Source organism: Zavarzinella sp., from assembly GCA_041399155.1.
Taxonomy (GTDB): Bacteria; Planctomycetota; Planctomycetia; order Gemmatales; family Gemmataceae; genus JAWKTI01.
In genome coordinates this window covers 1,017,694-1,035,215 of record JAWKTI010000001.1, presented here as the reverse complement: position 1 = coordinate 1,035,215, position 17,522 = coordinate 1,017,694, and the positions used below count along the sequence as shown (strand labels likewise).

Genomic DNA, 17,522 nt, shown 5'->3' with positions numbered 1-17,522 from the left:
AAACTGAAGAAGGTGCTATTCTGCAAAGGATTGCCAGAGGGTCTGTACTTTTTGGCCTGCAGTTTCCGGCTCGATGCACTTACCGATCGGTATGTATGTTACCCCTGGCTGGTGGGCAAACTTGTCTTTCAGGAATCGCCAGAAATCAATCACTGTAATCTCTTTCGATTTGCCGAAATAGGTTTCAACTGGGGTTTCCAGAAAGATTTTGTCTGGTGTGGTCACCAGAATGATGTCGGCGTCCTGTAAACATGCCTGGATGTCATCGGTCACCAGGGTGCGGTATTGCAGGGCCGATTTTGCACCTTCATATGCCAGTGGGTCATAGCCGATCACCCGCATTCCAGCATCGGACAATGCCCGTGCGAGAAAAATCCCCTGGGATTCCTCGATCACGTGGGAGAGAGGCTTATATGCCAACCCCAGTATCGCAACGGTCGAACCTTTTTTGATGTACGGCTGGATTTTTTCAACAAATCGTTGTGATAAGTTGCGGTTGTAGTGATCGTTTTTTTCCAACAATCCACATTCTGAACCCAGCTGGCGGGCAAAATAAGACAGAGCCACATTATCCCGTGGGAAACATGGACCAGCAAAGCCAAGCCCACCAGTCAGATATTTTCGCCCGATGCGGGTATCGGTACCGATTGCATCACTCACAGCATCGACATCACCTCCGGGAACACGTTCACAGAGATCAGCCAGCATGTTTGCGAAGGAAATCTTCATCGTTACATAACTGTTCAGAGCAATTTTGGCAATTTCTGCATTTTCGATCGTCATGCGGCGACAGATCGGTTCTTTCATACAGACTTTCCGATCCAGCTCTTCCAGATAATCACCAGATTTCTGGTCAAATTCGCCAATCAGGTAAAAATCGGGGTTGAGAAAGTCGCGAATCACCGTCCCAAGTGCGATGAATTCCGGGCTGTAACAAAGGCCGAAATCGGGCCCGCATTTCTTACCGGAGTATTTTTCAAGAATCGGCAGCAGTGCGTAGCGGGTAGAACCTGGTAATACCGTGCTGGTCAGCACTACCACATGGTAACCTGGGTGCTTGGCAAGTGCTTTGCCAATTTCGCGAAACGCATAGGCTGCATACTGAATTGAAAAAGAGCCCCGCTCATCGCTGGGCGTGGGGACGATGACAAAGCTGATGTCCGAACCACAAATTGCTTCTTCGTGGCTCATCGTCGCACGAATTCGCTCTTGGTTAGCTGAAATCATCTCTGCAAGACCAGTTTCCTGCACGGGTGCTTTGCCGGCATTTACCGCATCAACTGCGTGTTGGGAAATATCCACGCCCACGACATTGAAACCTCGACTGGCCATGCCTGCAGCCATGCTGGCACCTAATTTTCCTAATCCAATTACCGCTACATTGGTGATCATGATTCTTTGGTCTATTATATAATTAGTTGTTTATATTTTCAATCGATTATTTACATTAATTGCAATATTATGGTATAGCAACGTTACTCTTGCTTATTGGTGGATTGCGGGCTCGTCACTCTTATTCGCGATTTTCTGTGCGTAAGCAATACTCAGTGCGGTCACCACACCCAGTGTGCATGCCTGTCCGCTACTTATTAATTGCGGAATCTCGTCAATTGATACCCAGGTGGGGTGCATTTCTTCCAGATCATCGGAAACGGCAGGGACTACAGCTCGCTGTAACTGGGTGGCCAGATATAGCCATGCACGAGTTGAGGTGCGGTTGCCATCAACAAAGAAAGCCCCTATGTGCTGCCAATTTGCGGCTTCCAAACCGGTTTCTTCCAGTAATTCACGTTTCGCAGCAGCCAGCGGATCTTCGCCGACTTCAATGTAGCCAGCTGGCAGGCCCAGATTGACGCACCGAGGGCCGTGTTTGTAACGCCAGAAGCCCAGAAAACGCTGTTGATGATCGACAGCCACAATTTCGCAATAATCCCGCTGTTCAATCTGGAAATAGTCGGGAATTGTAATCCCACCGGGAAGAAGCAATGTTTGCCGCACCACCTTGAGCCACGGTGGGGCGTGAAATACGGATTCTTCCTGAACGATTTTCCAGGATTCAAGACTGGTGGGAGGGACTTGCATCAGTTCCGACTGCTCCTGTCAGGAAAGATTCACCACGGAATCTTTTGATTTGCCTTCCGTGATTTCGCCAAGAATCCACTGATAGGTTTTTGCCAGACCGTCTTTGAGTTTAATATTGGGCTGCCAGCCAAGTTTTTCTTGAATTAGCGTATTGTCTGAGTTTCGACCGTTGACACCCTTTGGAGCTGACAGGTTATAACGCCGCTCTAACTTGATGCCTGCAATTTCTTCGACAAGATCCACCAGGCCATTGATGGTGACTAGTTCATTACTTCCCACGTTCAATGGTTCTGTAATTTCACTGTGCATTAAGGTGTACGTGCCATACACGCAGTCATCGATGTACATAAAACTGCGAGTCTGGTTGCCATCACCCCAGATTTCAATTTCATGTTTGCCAGACAATTTTGCTTCAATCACTTTTCGGCAGATCGCCGCAGGCGCTTTTTCCCGACCACCATCAAAAGTACCATGTGGCCCATATACGTTGTGATAACGAGCAACGCGGGTAATGATGCCAAAATCTTCGCGATAATGTCGACACATCCGTTCGCTGAATAATTTTTCCCACCCATAGCCATCTTCAGGCAGTGCAGGGTAAGCATCCTCTTCCTTCAATGGCACAACATCCGGTGTTTTTTGTTTGTCGCCGTTATATACACATGCAGAAGAACTGAAAAAGAATCGATCGATCTTGTGTGCTTTGGCAGCCATCAGGAGGTGGGTGTTGATCAGCACGGATAACATGCACAATGCTTTATTATTTTCAATAAAACCCATACCACCCATATCGGCAGCCAGATTATACACGTGGCTAGCACCATCGAGTGCGGTCATGCAGGCTTGTTTTTCAGACAGATCCAGTTGCAGATTTTCTGCATAGGGAAATCGCTGGTACCAGCGATTCAGTGGTTTCTGATCGACAGCACGGATATTTGTGTAGCCCTGCTGGGAAAGATAATCAACAAAATGGCCGCCAATAAAGCCACCTGCACCACACACTACAACCTTGGAGCTTTTCATCGCCATCCCTGCAACAGATCACACTTATGAAGCATCTATCGGAACAGATGCACGAAAACTTTCTAATAACTTCATTTCCTGGATGCTCATCCAGTCAAACATACTTCCTATTCTGCCCAAACCTCCCTTTTTCGCCAAGTGTTCTGATTTTGCTATTTTTTGCAAGTACCAATTCCTGTATTGACGGAACTGTTTGTCACACTGTAAAATTTCATCAACATTTAATTGGAATACTCGCACAATCATTCCAACCAGAAAGGATTCTCTGTGGTACGGACAGCCGCACCTTTTGCCGATCGCCACCTGATTCGATCTGGTACAGGAACGATTACGATCTGGTCGCCCGCAAAATTAAACCTTTTTTTTGAAATCCTTGGAAAACGAGCTGATGGCTACCATGAAGTCGAAACGCTGATGGTGCCAATCGACCTGTATGACACCCTGACATTCGAACACATAACAGATTGTCAAATCATCTTGGCTTGCAACATACCCGAATTGCCAACAGATGAGAAAAATCTCATTAATAAGGCCGCAAGATTGCTCCTGCCCCACGCAATGCGGGTGCCTGGGGTAAAAATCAACCACAACAAAAAAATACCGTGGGCGGCAGGCCTCGGTGGGGGTTCAGGGAATGCTGCCTGCACGCTGATTGCACTGAACATCTTGTGGGAATGCAATTTAGGTAAATCCGAACTGTACCATTTTGCCTGCCAGCTTGGAAGTGATGTGCCGTTTTTTCTCCAGAATACCCCAGCATGGTGCACCGGACGTGGCGAAATCATCACCCCCACGTGGTGCGACTCCGGGTATGATTTTGTAATACTGAAGCCTAACGAAGGGCTCTCAACAGCTGCTGTTTTTCAGCACTTGACAATCCCACGGAATCCGTTATCGCCTGCATCAATGAAAGAGGCATTTGCCTCTGGTGACTTGCATAGTATTGGTTGGTTGCTGCACAATCGTCTGCAGGAACCTTCATTTGAACTTAGCCCCGCTGTTGCTGCATGGTACCAGCGGATGAGCCACCATCAATCCGCTGGCGTTTTGATGAGTGGTTCTGGATCTTCACTGTTTGCGCTTTGTCGCAGCTCTCTGGAGGCAAGTCGGATCAAAGATGATCTGACACGCGGGATTGCCACCACGGGAGATCGAAACACCCGCGTATTCCACGTACGGAGTCTTCATTGACTTAAAACTCCGCCACAGGGAAAGGAGACCTGCTGTGGTCATCACTGAAATTCGCATCAAATTGGTTGAGGAGAATCACGAACGACTGATGGCTTTCTGTTCCATCACATTGGATAATTCGTTTGTGATTCGGGATTTGAAGATCATTGAAGGAACGCGTGGATTGTTTGTTGCCATGCCCAGCCGAAAGTTGACCGATCGTTGTACTCGCTGTCGCTCGAAGAATCATATGCGGGCACGTTTCTGCAATAATTGCGGTAATCAACTGAATGAAAACCGAGCCCCAAGGGACTTCGATGGCCGGGCAAAACTGCATGCAGATATTGCCCACCCCATCAACTCCAGTTGTCGGGAAGCAATGCAGAACGCCATTGTAAAAAGTTTTGAAGAAGAGCGCGAACGAGCCAAACTGCCTGGTTACGTCTGCACTTATGATGATTTCGATGGTGGGGACTACGATTACGAGACCCCGTTCCGAACCGAAACAGAAACAGGTTTGATCAAAAATCATGCGGGGCATTCAAGCCACGGTCGAGGATACCACCTCAACTCCAGCAGAAATGTGCATACAGTACCGATGCCACAGCCCACCGAAGAAATGTAGTAGAAAGCTTCTGTTATCTGGGGGCTGGAGATCATCTCCCGCCTCTCAATTTTCTTGCTGTGAACAGATTTCTCATCAGCAGTTGTTTCATCGTTTGATAGAATTGGCCGAATAGATTTTCGCAGTAAACGTGCCAATGGAAGCTGATCTCAATCGTTTGAAACGGGATGTCGCAAATGTGAACCAGTCAGCCCGGCTGGTTCCGCTGCGTGGTTTGCGCAGGATTGTACGTGAAACCCGCTATCCGATGGACCTTGTGGGCTCCTGCACCCACGAATTTGCCTGGGCAGGTTCCCCCATGCAGATTACTCAGCACCTCTCGCTGTCGGAACTGGGTTTACAGAACGATTTGCCATCGCAAGTACTGCTGATAGCCATTCCAGATGAACATTTGGATTACGAATCAGCATCGAATCAGATTCAGCGGCACCTGTTTCATATTCTGGTAGATGAACAACTCGATCAGTGGTACCAGTCACAAGCAAATAACACAGAGTGGCTCACAGAACAGATTCGACTCTTAGGGGTTGCCGCCTGGTCAGAGATCTCACTGGTACTACTGCAGGACAAGCGAATCGGGGAAGATGATTCTCCTTGGCTCATTCTGCGTGAATTCCTGACGATGTATTTGGAATTGGAAGTTTTTTCACCCCATATGAAAGGGGTCTATTTTCCAGGCATTCCCACATGGGAACCAGTGCAGAAGATCATCCCCACAACGATTGACCTCCAGGATTTGCGTGCAAAAATTGCGTTGCCCGGTGTACGACACCTGCACGAAGAGTCCACTTTTGTCCCTCCAAAGCAGCATACCAGCACCGTCTATTCGAAAGCACCACCTGAGAAACTCCTGGAACTGGGTAAATGGGCGGAAGACAAAGGCAATCTTGTGCGGGCGGCAATCTGCTTTTATCAGGCAAAAGAGAGCCGCGGTGGGGATCTGATCCGCCATTTAGTACAACAGTTGGCAGATCTGTTGCATTTTGACATCCACCAAAAAGAAATGCTTGACGATCTGCTGCCACAAATGTTGCCCTTTGCCGTGGAAAAAGGATGGCCACTGGAACGTCGAATGCTGTATGATCTGCAACGGGTAGTACTAGCCCTTCGCAGTAATGTATTTCGGATACGCTGGCTGGCCTGGATAACCTCATTTGGCAAGAAATCGCTGAAAACACCTGTACCCTATGCAGGTCAATTACAGGCAATCAGACGCCTGAGACTGGCGGCAAAACATGCAGAATCGATTCGTTTCCCAAATCATATTCAGGAAAAATTGTTCCATTTGATGGAAGTAAATGCCCACCATCTGGAAGAAGAGTTACGTACAGATCTGGAACCGTTATTTGCAGCTATTTTTGAAGAGGTGGGGCTGAAACCAACTGCCCACGTGCTGCAGGTATCGTTAAACAAACTGATTCAGGAATTACTGGATGTCCTATTCAGTAAAGGATTTTTGCGAATAGGTGATTTACGGGATGCTATTGCCAGAAATCGGCTGAAATTACCAGATTTGCGTGGGCCATTGACCTTTTTCATGGGTGACCCATTATTGAAGGCGGATCGAGCGTTTGCCAGAGACTTGCCTGGAATTTACCAGCCTGGCGAATTTTATATGCGGGGCCTACAACGTGGTTGTTCGCTGTTTTTTGGTACTCGTCTGGGACGTCTATTCACTCTATTTATCGGGCTGCCGGTGGGTGGTGCCTACATCATTGTGGAAGGCCTTACCCACAGCTACCACGCCGCATCGGACGCCATTGCCTGGTTCACGGGCACATCTGCGGAAACGGCAGCAGCTACTCTGGTAATGGGTGGTACTGCTACCGCAGTGAACGAGCACCTGTCCCACCAGGTGAATCCGTATCTCTGGTGGGAGTTGGGATTTACCAGTATTCTGCTGTTATTGTTCATCCATGTCAGCAGGTTCCGTTGGCATGTGGGCAGAACGCTCAAAAAAGTGCTGATTACCCTGCCACGTGTAATTGTAAACTCACCTGTCTTACAGGCAATCTGGAAAAACCCGATCTTTCGGTTTTTCCGCCGCTATCTGGTGATCCCCATCGGCGTGGGAATGCTGGTAGCGTTTGTGGCCCGACTGTTCCGTCTGGAGTGGGGGGATGTATGGATGATCGGCTGGATTTCGGCTGGTTTGACCACCCTGATTTTGCGTACTGCGGTGGGCAGGCAGGTCGAAGATCGTATGAATGAGGCAGCCGAACGGATCTGGAAAACGGTTTCTGTCACTTTCATTCTGGCAGTAATCTCCTACGTTCTCTGGTTTTTTCAGTGGGCATTCAACTGGATTAACCGTGCGATTTATGCAGTAGATGAACTATTACGGTTTCGTGAAGGTGAATCGCGATTTGCATTGGTGGGCAAAATTCTTTTCGGTACATTCTGGGGAATTTTCACCTACATCTTTAGATTCTGCTGGAATCTGCTGGTAGAACCACAAATTAACCCCATCAAGCACTTTCCAGTGGTCACCGTGTCCCACAAAATGCTGGTGCCATTGGTTCCATCACTGGCGAAACAGTTTGGCGTGGCCGATGCCACGATGCTGGGGATTGTCAGTGGGATACCGGGCGTGTTTGGTTTTCTGGTATGGGAATTAAAAGAAAATTGGAAGCTTTACGAAGCAAATCTCCCCAAAGACATCAATAAGGTGATTGTGGGTTCCCACGGAGAGTCCGTTCGCAGGTTGCTGCGACCTGGTTTTCATTCCGGCGTAATTCCTAAAACTCAGGCAAAGCTCCGCAAAGCATTTCGGGAGCATAAAAATGAGAAAGTGGTGAAGTTGAAGCACCAGCTAGACCACTCTGCCGAGGCAGTTCATCGTGTTGTCGACCGTTTGTTTGTCCAAATATTAAATCATTCTAATGGATGGACACAGCCAATATCGGTAAACATGCCCCACCTGGGGACAAATACGATCTGGCTGACTTTTGAACGTGGGGATGATTCAACATTCATTCTAGTGTTTGAAGAACTGAACAACTGGCTGGTGGCCCGCATCGAAGCTGTTGGTTGGGTCGCAAACCTGACACAAAACGAGCATATCCTGCTCCACAACGCCTTGTCCGGGCTCTACAAATACTGCGGCATCGACCTGATTCGAGAACATTGGGCCCATCGTTTCGGTCCCGTTGGCTACCACCTGAAAACCGATCTCGACAGTATCCGCTTTCGGAATCAAGGCGGCGACCAGATTTATACTTATGATGACGGTGAAATGTTGCTGCACGCGGGTCAAAGTTTTCCCGCACGCGAACTTGTTTACAGTTTCGATCCTCTATCCTGGAAAGCATGGGAAGAAGCCTGGGAAATTGACCCACCGGTGGATTCCATCAAGCTGATGCCAGAATGGCAAATGATCCGAGTGAATGGAGAATCAGAAAACCGTCACTAAATGGCTGAAATCCGGAAATATTCCCGCGATTCTCATCTTGAAAAGGCGCTGTTTTCAATCATAATGACATTATGCCGAGGTGGCGAAATTGGCAGACGCGCTAGCTTGAGGTGCTAGTGGCCGCAAGGTCATGCAGGTTCAAGTCCTGTCCTCGGCATCTTTTTAACCATTTTCTTCTTCCAACTGCTGACCCATTTTCTTGATTTTCCGTTCCAGCATTTCAGCAGTAATTTCCAGCTCCTTGGCTGCAGCCTTCACATTGCCCTGGTGCTTTTCCAGTGCTTCCGGAATCTTATCCTGCAGTTTCCAGTCGGTCAGCATGCGGTAGAGCGTCCTCTCTCCAATCCCAAGTAATTTTGCAGCCTCTGTGCGATTTCCCTGGCAATAATTCAGCGTGCTTTCGCAATGGATTCGCTCTACTTCGCCGAGGGTTTTGCCAACAAACGTATCAGAAGTGGTTCCCGATACGGCAACCTGGGGAGCATCTCGCAACGGATCACCTTCATACACATCTTCCAGTGTCAGTACGCCATCCAGATTCTGGATCACCATACTTTCAATCTGGTTACGTAATTCGCGCACATTTCCGGGCCAATGGTAACTGTCAAATGCTCGCCAGACTGCTGGACTGATGGCTTTGATATTTTTGCCATGTCGTTGGTTGAATTCTTCCAGAAAGTGCATTGCCAATAAGCGAATATCCTGCTTCCGCTCTCTTAAGGGTGGGATCCGCAAATGCCCCACACGCAGCCGGAAAAAGAGATCTTGCCTGAAAGTGCCCTCCTTGATCATCTCTTCAAGGTTTCTGTTGGTGGCTGCAATCAGGCGAACATCTACTTTGATTGTTTCATTCGAGCCTATCCGTTTCACTTCGCCATTTTCCAGCACCCGCAATAATTTCGCCTGGAGTGCCAGAGGCATATCGCCAATTTCATCCAGAAAAAGTGTGCCCCCGTTGGCATATTCAAACTGACCTTTCCGCAGCTTTTCTGCACCAGTAAAGGCACCTGGTTCGTGGCCGAACATTTCATCGTCCAGCAGATTTTCATTCAGTGCGGCACAGTTCATTGCGACAAATGGCTTCTTTTTCCGTGGGCTATTGGTGTGTAATGCTTTGGCCACTAATTCTTTGCCGGTGCCGTTTTCACCAAGAATCAACACGGTCGCCCGAGTGGGGGCGTACGCTTTCAGGCGGGTCAGCAGTTCCTGCATCCGCTGGCTGTTACCAATTACTCCTTCAAAACCAAATCGTTCATCCAGTTGCTTCCGCAATTCCCGAATGGTGCGGCGGCGAATCAATTCATTGGCGGATTTATGAACAATTGTTAATAATTCATTTATGTCGAGTGGCTTGAGAAGATACTGGTCAGCGCCTTCTTTGAGAGCTTGAATGGCAGTTTTCACATCGGTCTGCCCGCTGATTACCACTACATAAGCATCACTTTGGGTGGTCTGGACTTCTCGGACAATCGCGATTCCGTTTACTTCGCCCATTCTCAGATCAGTCAGAATCAGATCGAAGTCATCTTCCCGAATCAGTTGCAGTGCTGCTTTACCAGTGGTGGCCACCACGGTCGAGTAACCTTGCTGATCCAGAATTTCAGCCACCGTCTCTGCGTGGTCCACTTCATCATCAACCACTAAGACGCGTAAGTGCTGGGAATCTTCTTCCAACAAATCAGCTTGTGCTGCCATAACCACCATTTCCCTGATGACAAGTGAGATATTTTAGGGATTCAAACAATAAACTGGTGCGGGAAACAGAAAGAACAAAATATTATTGTATTGCAATATTATCAAATCAAAATATGCGAATAATGGTACAACATTTTTACGCATCAAGGCGTTTGAGGTGGTAAAAGTGGGGCATTTTGCACTTTCCGACAATGTACAACGGAATTCGCCCCGTTCCGACATGCGGTATACCACGTAATTGCTATCCTAAATAGATTCAAGTGTTGGTCAGGCGGAATCGCAGAAAATGCTCGATTTGCATGCAGAACTGAATGCCACCGTTGCTCCAGAAAAGATTCTGGGTTACATGAATTTTTCGAGTGGTGGGGAAGATCCAAAATTTTTGTCTGCCCTGAATTTGGCATTTGGAAGACTTTGGGAATTGAAAATTCCCAAACCATGGCTGATCGTCCAAACCTGGTTAACCGACAGTTTACAGGATTTAACTGCTGCAGGCTCAACCGCCTTTCAGGATCCCGCACAAGTTGTACGTGTTCTAGAAATTGTTTTTGGTGATTTTCTGACGGAATACCGCAAACACCACCGTGATCTGCTGGCATTTCAACCGGATGATACCATGTTGAACGCGTTTTTTATTGGCAGGATCATCGAGGCGGTGCTTGGGTCAATTGGCAGTTCTGATCAAGACAGCGAAGTAATTTCTCGGGCAATCAAACGGCTGAACGATTATGTGGGGCATCGCCCGATTGCAATTCTGGAAAAACGCCCGCAAACAGACTTTTATCCCCACGAAAAGGTGCGGCCAGTCCCACTTTATATCGCCAATGTGGGCAGCGTTGCGGGTAAGTACCAGCAAGTGATCGATTGGATGATTCGAACGCTGCAGAATACCCCCAGTCACCTGCTCGATCTCGCCTGGTTCGATTTTCGCCAGTTTCGGGAATTGTCCTTCGACCCACGTGCGTATGATCATGGGCATCCGGTAAATCGACGTCCTAATTACCTGTTTGGTGAGTGGGATCCACACCAGATCGACACCAAAGGTTTATACCACCGATTTGTTATAAGACAGAATGTCTTAGATGCACTGCTCAGCCGCACCGAATTGTCGCTGCAACGTGCCACCACCGCCGCAGACAGGGAAGGAATTTTCCAGGAAGCAGGTGCGGTGCTGGCTGGCACCATTCTAATGGCTTCGGGCATCTGTGGGGCGGGTCCCAATACCCATACTTCGGATGCAAAACTCACCAACCTGATACCGGATGTGGCCCGCAACCGCGATGCGTTTTACACCATGCTACTGGAACGATTACCAGGAAAACATGGCGAACGGTTGAGACAGGAAGCGATTGAACGCAAACAGCCATTTGCAGGGATTCGCCAGCACCTGAATCAGGAATTGGCTTTGCAACGTGCCCTGCAACTGCAAAATCACGAATTATCGATGATACTGGCAGAAATGGGTGCAACTACCAGCAGTCAACGATATGCTGAAGCCATTTCAGTCACCTCCACTCGATTAGTGAGTGAAATTGCAATTAAGCAAAGTGAAATCAGCCAGAATATCGATCAGGGCCAGACATCACAGGCTGCAATTGGCTTGAAGGCAACCGAAGAGATCATCCGTCGAGCTATTGAATGTGGTGCAATGGCGGATCCCTGGAATATCCTTGGTTATCAAGGGCTTTTTCCGCTATTTCAAACCCGGGAAGATAGTGCGTACGATAATCGCAATGATGAGTTAATTCACATTCTGACAAACCAATTTGATTTGTATACGCGAGCAATTGCCACAGCAGCCGCACTGAAAAAGCCGAAAGGGCTAAAAAAATTAGAAAACCAGGTCAAGGCACTAGCGGAGTGGTGGGACCAGTTCGCGGCGTATGAAGTCAGCGATATTCCCCGCCTGCATGGCGGAGAACGAGCCACAGCAGCAATCCATGTCGCTCGATGTCTGGCAGATTGGAATGAACATCGAGACGAGTATTTGAATGACCCGAAGCAGGACATTCAATTCTGGAAAAGCAGGCACAAAGGATTCACATCCGCACCTGCCTTTGCCCAGGTTGTCGAATCGCTGATTCTTCAGCAAAACTGGCGGGCGTCGCGTGCACTGCTAATCGCCTGGCTCTGTGAAACCCCGAAGATACCCCTGGAAGAGGGAAATGCCTCCTGGAATGAATTGTCTACACGCTGGATCGATGGGGTTTTAACCACCGACAAAGCCGGCGAGTACATTCTGACCTTTTTTGAGTGGCTTTCTGCGAATGCGGATGACTACTGGGGAATTCCTCAACTGCCCGTTGACGAAAAACCAGAAAGTAAAACAAAGTCCACCGAGGCAGCCTTTGAAGGAATGACCTACCAGGACAGCACGGATGATGGGAATGACAGTTCCCTGGCTGGTGACAGCGGGCCAAAAGGCTATTTTTCGCTGGATGAATATGCCCCACGACTGGAAAAGCATCTCGCCTTCCTTTCAAATGTTGCGGTACTGTGGCGAAAGGCTGCCAGCCATTTTCCAATGGAGAATGCGTCTTCCCAGACCAATCGCTGGACAGGTGGGCCACATAGTTGGCTCAGTACTGCCAACGCATGGCACCAGGAACTGGTGGATTGGACAGAACAACTTCATGGCATCGAATTACCATCACCGGTCGGTGGGATCGAAGAGATCATTGAATATGATCAGCGACGGGTCATTAAAGACGACCTCACAGAACTGGCAATTAACGCCAGTGTGGAGTTAGAGCGTGCCAGCTGGGCGATTGCCACGCTGATTGGCAAGGAGGGACTGCCGGAGAGCACGGAAACCAGTTCATGGAGTTTCCTGGCAGGTGCGATTGACATGGCACTAGCTCACAACGATCTGGCACAGATTCGTGCTACCCTGCCCCAGTTGATGAATTTGCTGGGTGAAGAGCAACTGCTGATTGTACCATTAGGAGAAGGTGGTAGCCCAAATGCCATTCGCAAGATTCGAACCAATATTGTTCTAATGGAATCCCTGCTGGATCGTCTGGCAAAAGCAGGATTACTGCGGGAAACATACCACCTATTACGGCTTGCGAAAGCGATGGAAGCCAACGGCTACAGCACTGGTAGGCGGGTATCTGATTTCGATAGATTGTTTCGAATTGCACTATCCAGTGTGATTGAAACACTGTACCATCTTCATCAGCAATATCCACAGGTAAAAGAAACACGATTTGTTTCAATGACCAAAATGATTGCAGAGTCATTCTCTACCCTGTGGTTGCAACACAGCCGCACACTCCGTCTGACACCTGTGGAACCGCTACTTCCAAGGCAGGAATGGCGACCTTATGTTGCCTTCATTAAAAACTACGGTAAAGAACTGTTCACCGCCTTGTTTATGACCTATGCCAACATTCGTGGGATCCTGCACCGTGGGGTCGAACAATGGCTGGACAATGCCGAACAATTACCACCTTCTGAAATCCCGCACACCTTGCTTGATGCGTTGCACAATCAGTCGATTTCACGTTCCCAAGTGATTAATTTTCTGGAAATCACTCTCCACGCAATTGCAGAACATTACGAAGAGTATCGTGATTATAACACCACTACTACGTGGTCGGATTATGGAGATAACCTGTATGTGGTGATCGACTTTTTGCGGTTGAAAGCAGAATATGAACGCCACGCCTGGCAGTTGAAGCCCGCATTCCTGATTCACGAACAACTCTGCAAACTGGGTGCAACGCGACTGGCAAAAGACTGGTCTGATTCCCTGGCTGATGGTCAACAGGAAATCGCAGAAAATCTCTTGCATCGCTTGTCGGAACTGGAAAAAGAGCATTCGGTTCGCTTGCGGACAATACGGGATCGATTTGAAGAACGTTTCTTAAAACCACTGACTCTGGATCGTTTGTGCTCTCAGGTTTTACCAGCCATGAAGCGATTGAAAGAAAACCCCGCTGTGGGTGATCTTGCATTTCGGGAATTCAATCAGGATCTTGAAATAATGACCGACACACCTTCAGGTGTGGGGCTGGATGTACCACTGTGGATTCGAAAACTTCGCGATGAAGTGGAACGTGCGTCCGAATTATTAACTCGCCCTGCCCCACCTCGGCCAGCGATCAGGCTGACAGTGGCAGAACTGGAACAACAATTTCAGCATTGGGATGAGCCAATCAGCAACACGGTTTAACAAGCCAAACAAATATTGCAATAACGCAATACAACAATACCAGAATACAACACTGTTTTCACATCGCAATATCACGAATCCTTCCAGCTTTTTCTCAGAAAGTTCAGGAAATTATTCGCCATGATATTGTTCACATCATCCGCAGTGTAACCACGAGACAACAGCAATTTCGGGATGGTCTGTAAGTCGGCAATCGAATCAAGGTCCATGGGGGTCTGTTCGGTGCCATAACCTCCATCCAGATCGGTTCCAATCCCCACGTGGTTGGCATTTCCAGCTAATTGACAGATATGGTCGATGTGGTCACAAATCCGTTCAATCTTCAATTGAAAATCAGCTGGTTTACTCTTCAGGTGGTGCCAGCCAGGCACCATCATGATGGCATCGAAGGCCATTCCCAGAACACCCCCACGTGCGATGACGGCCTTAATCTGATCATCGGCAAACTGTCGATTCCAGGGTGCCAGAACGCGACAATTCTGGTGGCTGGCCCAGACAGGTCCTTCATAAATTTCTAATGCTTCCCAAAAACTTTCGTCACACAGGTGGGTAAGATCCAGGATAATCCCAAGCCGATGCATTTCCCGCAGCAAATCCCTGCCAGCCATCGGCAACGGACCTTCCGCATCCGTTCCGTGGGCGTAGCGACCTGGCCCGTAGTGGGCTGGGCCAATCGCCCTAAGTCCTTGTTCGTAAGCAACTTCGAGATGTTTCAGCGTGATGATACTATCTGCACCCTCCAGGGAGAGGATGTAACCAATCGCCGGTCGAGGTGGGAAAGTTCTCGACTCTTTCGCATAAGCGTTCGGATCATATGCACTCTGCTTCTGCCAGTAGTCCAGGTGCTGTTCCAGTTGGGTCAGATTGCGAATCTGTATCAGTTCCCCCGCCTCTTCCATGGCTCGGTACCAGGCCAGTTGCCCTTGTGTCTGTGCCCACGCCTGTTCGGGCGAGCGCCAGCCGGGTAACCGATGAAACGGTGAGGTATTGCGGGCGATTTGGGTGGCAACGCACAGTCCCACGTTGCCTTTTCGCATTTCCGGGAAACAGACAGTATTGTTCGCACGGTCGACTTTATCTTTTTGACCAAGTTCCGAACGACGAATTTTCTCCAGACTCCACCGCAGATCGCGATTCCACTCCAAAGCATTCATACTCAAATCAAGGTGGGCATCAAAAATCAACGGCTGATTCATGGCGGTTAAAAGGTAGGTGTGATGATATCGTTGTTTTAGGAATTAATTCAGACGTGTAATGTTCTTGGCACTAGAATCTGTTAAACCCAAGCCAGAATCAATTCAACTCCACCGCTTCTTCCCAATGTTCGTAAAGTTGGGCTAACTTGGTGCGGCACGCTTCGATGGCTGCCAAATTTTCTTTGACGAGCTGTGCATCACGATACATTTCGGGCGAAGCCGACTGAGCTTCCAGTTCAGCCAGTTTTGCCTCCTGGCTAGCGATGTCCGTTTCAATGTCGGCCAATTTGCGATAAGGGAAACGCCGTTTCTTTTTTCCCGACTTCGATCCAGAGGATGTGGGTGTTGTCTGGGGGACTGCTGAAGCGGTTAATGCTTGTTTCTGCTTTTTCTGGGCAGCCGCCTCTTCTTCGCGTCGTGCACGAATCGTTTCGTACAATTCGTAATTGCCATAAATCACTTCAACTTTATTCGATTCCATCACCACCAGAAGATCGCAAACGTTGTTGAGGAAATAGCGGTCGTGGCTAACAACGATTACGGTTCCTTCAAACGCTTTGAGAGATGCTTCCAGTGCGTCGCACGCCCACAGATCAAGGTGGTTGGTGGGTTCATCCAGAATCAACACATTAACACCTTCGACCACCAGGCGGGCAAGTGCAGCCCGCGAGCGTTCCCCACCACTGCATTCTTTGACAGGTTGTTCCAGAATTTTGCCTGCCAGCCCGAATCGCCCGAGCAGATCACGCATTTTCTGCTCATTCAATTCAGGGTCTGGCTCTGGCCATACGGCCTGCAGCACCGTTTTTTCTTCATCCAACAGATTCAGGTGCTGGTCGAGGTAGCCAACATCAATCAAATGGCCACGATGGACCTTACCTTCCACAGGCTCTTCCTGTCCCAGCAGAATTTTTAATAATGTGGTTTTGCCACAGCCGTTTGGCCCAAGAATACCTAAACGCTTCCCACGTTGTAATTGAAACGAGAGATTGCGAAACAGCCAACGGTCTCCATATGCTTTGCCCAAATCGTCTACTTCGAAAATCACGTCGCCCGCCCGCACGACATCGCCAAAGTGCATGTGGGGCGATTCAATCTTCGTGGGTGCTTCCAGCCGCTCTATTTTTTCCAGACTTTTCATGCGAGACTGGGCCTGTTTGGCCAACTGACCATAATGCACCCGGCGGATATATTCTTCCTGCTTTTCGATGTACTCTTTCTGAGCAACGTACTCTTTCATTTGCAGTTGGTAGCGTTCTTCCCGGAGCCGCACATATTGGCTGTAATTCCCTGGATAGGGGGTAATTTTCCGTTCGTGCAGTTCAAAAATGCGGGTGACCACTTTGTTCAGAAAATAACGATCATGACTGACAATGATCATCGCCTGTGGCTGCTGAATCAGATAATCTTCCAGCCATTTGACCGTTTGAATATCCAAATGGTTGCTGGGTTCGTCTAACAGCATGACATCCGGCGCACTTAAGAGCATTCGTGCGAGTAATAATCGTCGTTGCTGACCCCCACTGAAGGTGTGGATGGTGCGATGGAAATCTTTTTCAGCAAAACCCAGTCCGGAAAGTACTTCTTCTACTTTGTGGTCGAGCGAAAAGGCATCGTGGTGGCGCAATAATTCCGAAAGTCGGTCATATTTTTCCGTAAGTCCTTTAAGAGCAACAGGTTCTGTCGTGTGCGACATGGCATCTGCTACCACGATCAGTTCTTCCTGTGCGTGCAGCAATTCCGCAAATGCCGACTTCGCCAGCCCAAACAAGGTGGCATCTGCGGGGAACTCTGCGTGCTGCTCCAACAACAACGCACGTGCACCAGCATGCAGACGCACATCTCCTGCATCAGGAGTATCCTGCCCACCCAGAATTCTCATTAAAGTAGTTTTGCCAGCACCGTTGGGGCCCACCAACCCTACCCGTTCACCGTGGTAAAGTTCAAAACTGAGATCGTCAAATAAATACCCACGGTCGAATCCCCGTGCTAAACCGGCACCACTCATCAATAACATGCGGAACCCTGTACCTCATCCTGGGGCCTGATCAACTGCCTATTTTATTAGCTGCACGGTTTCCTGCAAAACAAGTTAAAAAAGTGGGAAGCCAAACTGCCATTCAGCTATATTCATATATCGAG

General features: G+C 48.7%; 10 protein-coding genes and 1 tRNA gene. 5 read left to right on the top strand and 6 right to left on the bottom strand.

The annotated features are described in order from the left end of the window. Positions 1 to 15 precede the first annotated feature (15 nt). From R3B84_04385 to R3B84_04375, 3 genes are all read right to left on the bottom strand, one after another. On the bottom strand, positions 16 to 1,392 hold the full coding sequence (locus tag R3B84_04385) for a nucleotide sugar dehydrogenase (GenBank protein MEZ6139790.1): 1,377 nt from the start codon (positions 1,390 to 1,392) through the stop codon (positions 16 to 18). 93 nt (positions 1,393 to 1,485) lie between these two features. Continuing rightward, positions 1,486 to 2,082: an NUDIX hydrolase gene (locus tag R3B84_04380; protein MEZ6139789.1), complete on the bottom strand. Its 597-nt coding sequence runs from the start codon at positions 2,080 to 2,082 to the stop codon at positions 1,486 to 1,488. A gap of 18 nt (positions 2,083 to 2,100) precedes the next feature. Next, positions 2,101 to 3,105, bottom strand: a complete 1,005-nt coding sequence (locus R3B84_04375; protein ID MEZ6139788.1) for an NAD-dependent epimerase/dehydratase family protein — start codon at positions 3,103 to 3,105, stop codon at positions 2,101 to 2,103. A 267-nt stretch (positions 3,106 to 3,372) separates the two neighbouring features. Here R3B84_04375 and ispE point away from each other — a divergent pair, with 267 nt between their 5' ends. The 4 genes from ispE to R3B84_04355 all read left to right on the top strand — a co-directional run bounded on the left by ispE (position 3,373) and on the right by R3B84_04355 (position 8,469). Beyond that, positions 3,373 to 4,296 (top strand): 4-(cytidine 5'-diphospho)-2-C-methyl-D-erythritol kinase, encoded by a 924-nt coding sequence (gene ispE / locus R3B84_04370; GenBank protein MEZ6139787.1) that lies wholly within the window; start codon positions 3,373 to 3,375, stop codon positions 4,294 to 4,296. A gap of 34 nt (positions 4,297 to 4,330) precedes the next feature. Then, a complete protein-coding gene (locus R3B84_04365) occupies positions 4,331 to 4,900 on the top strand; it encodes a SpoVG family protein (GenBank protein ID MEZ6139786.1) in 570 nt (189 codons plus the stop codon). A gap of 136 nt (positions 4,901 to 5,036) precedes the next feature. Further along, positions 5,037 to 8,312: a hypothetical protein gene (locus R3B84_04360; GenBank protein ID MEZ6139785.1), complete on the top strand. Its 3,276-nt coding sequence runs from the start codon at positions 5,037 to 5,039 to the stop codon at positions 8,310 to 8,312. Positions 8,313 to 8,385: 73 nt separating this feature from the next. After that, positions 8,386 to 8,469 (top strand) — tRNA-Leu (locus R3B84_04355). Between the two features lie 5 nt (positions 8,470 to 8,474). On the opposite strand, the gene R3B84_04350 is transcribed toward R3B84_04355, so the two are convergent. After that, a complete protein-coding gene (locus tag R3B84_04350) occupies positions 8,475 to 10,007 on the bottom strand; it encodes a sigma 54-interacting transcriptional regulator (protein MEZ6139784.1) in 1,533 nt (510 codons plus the stop codon). A gap of 286 nt (positions 10,008 to 10,293) precedes the next feature. Here R3B84_04350 and R3B84_04345 point away from each other — a divergent pair, with 286 nt between their 5' ends. Then, positions 10,294 to 14,184, top strand: coding sequence for a hypothetical protein (locus tag R3B84_04345; protein MEZ6139783.1), 3,891 nt, complete (start codon positions 10,294 to 10,296; stop codon positions 14,182 to 14,184). Between the two features lie 71 nt (positions 14,185 to 14,255). Here R3B84_04345 and R3B84_04340 read toward each other — a convergent pair whose 3' ends face one another. Both R3B84_04340 and R3B84_04335 read right to left on the bottom strand, forming a co-directional pair. After that, the gene (locus tag R3B84_04340; protein MEZ6139782.1) at positions 14,256 to 15,380 is read right to left on the bottom strand and encodes a membrane dipeptidase; all 1,125 of its coding nucleotides are present in this window, start codon (positions 15,378 to 15,380) and stop codon (positions 14,256 to 14,258) included. Between the two features lie 97 nt (positions 15,381 to 15,477). Continuing rightward, positions 15,478 to 17,397 (bottom strand): ABC-F family ATP-binding cassette domain-containing protein, encoded by a 1,920-nt coding sequence (locus R3B84_04335; protein ID MEZ6139781.1) that lies wholly within the window; start codon positions 17,395 to 17,397, stop codon positions 15,478 to 15,480. Positions 17,398 to 17,522 lie beyond the last annotated feature (125 nt).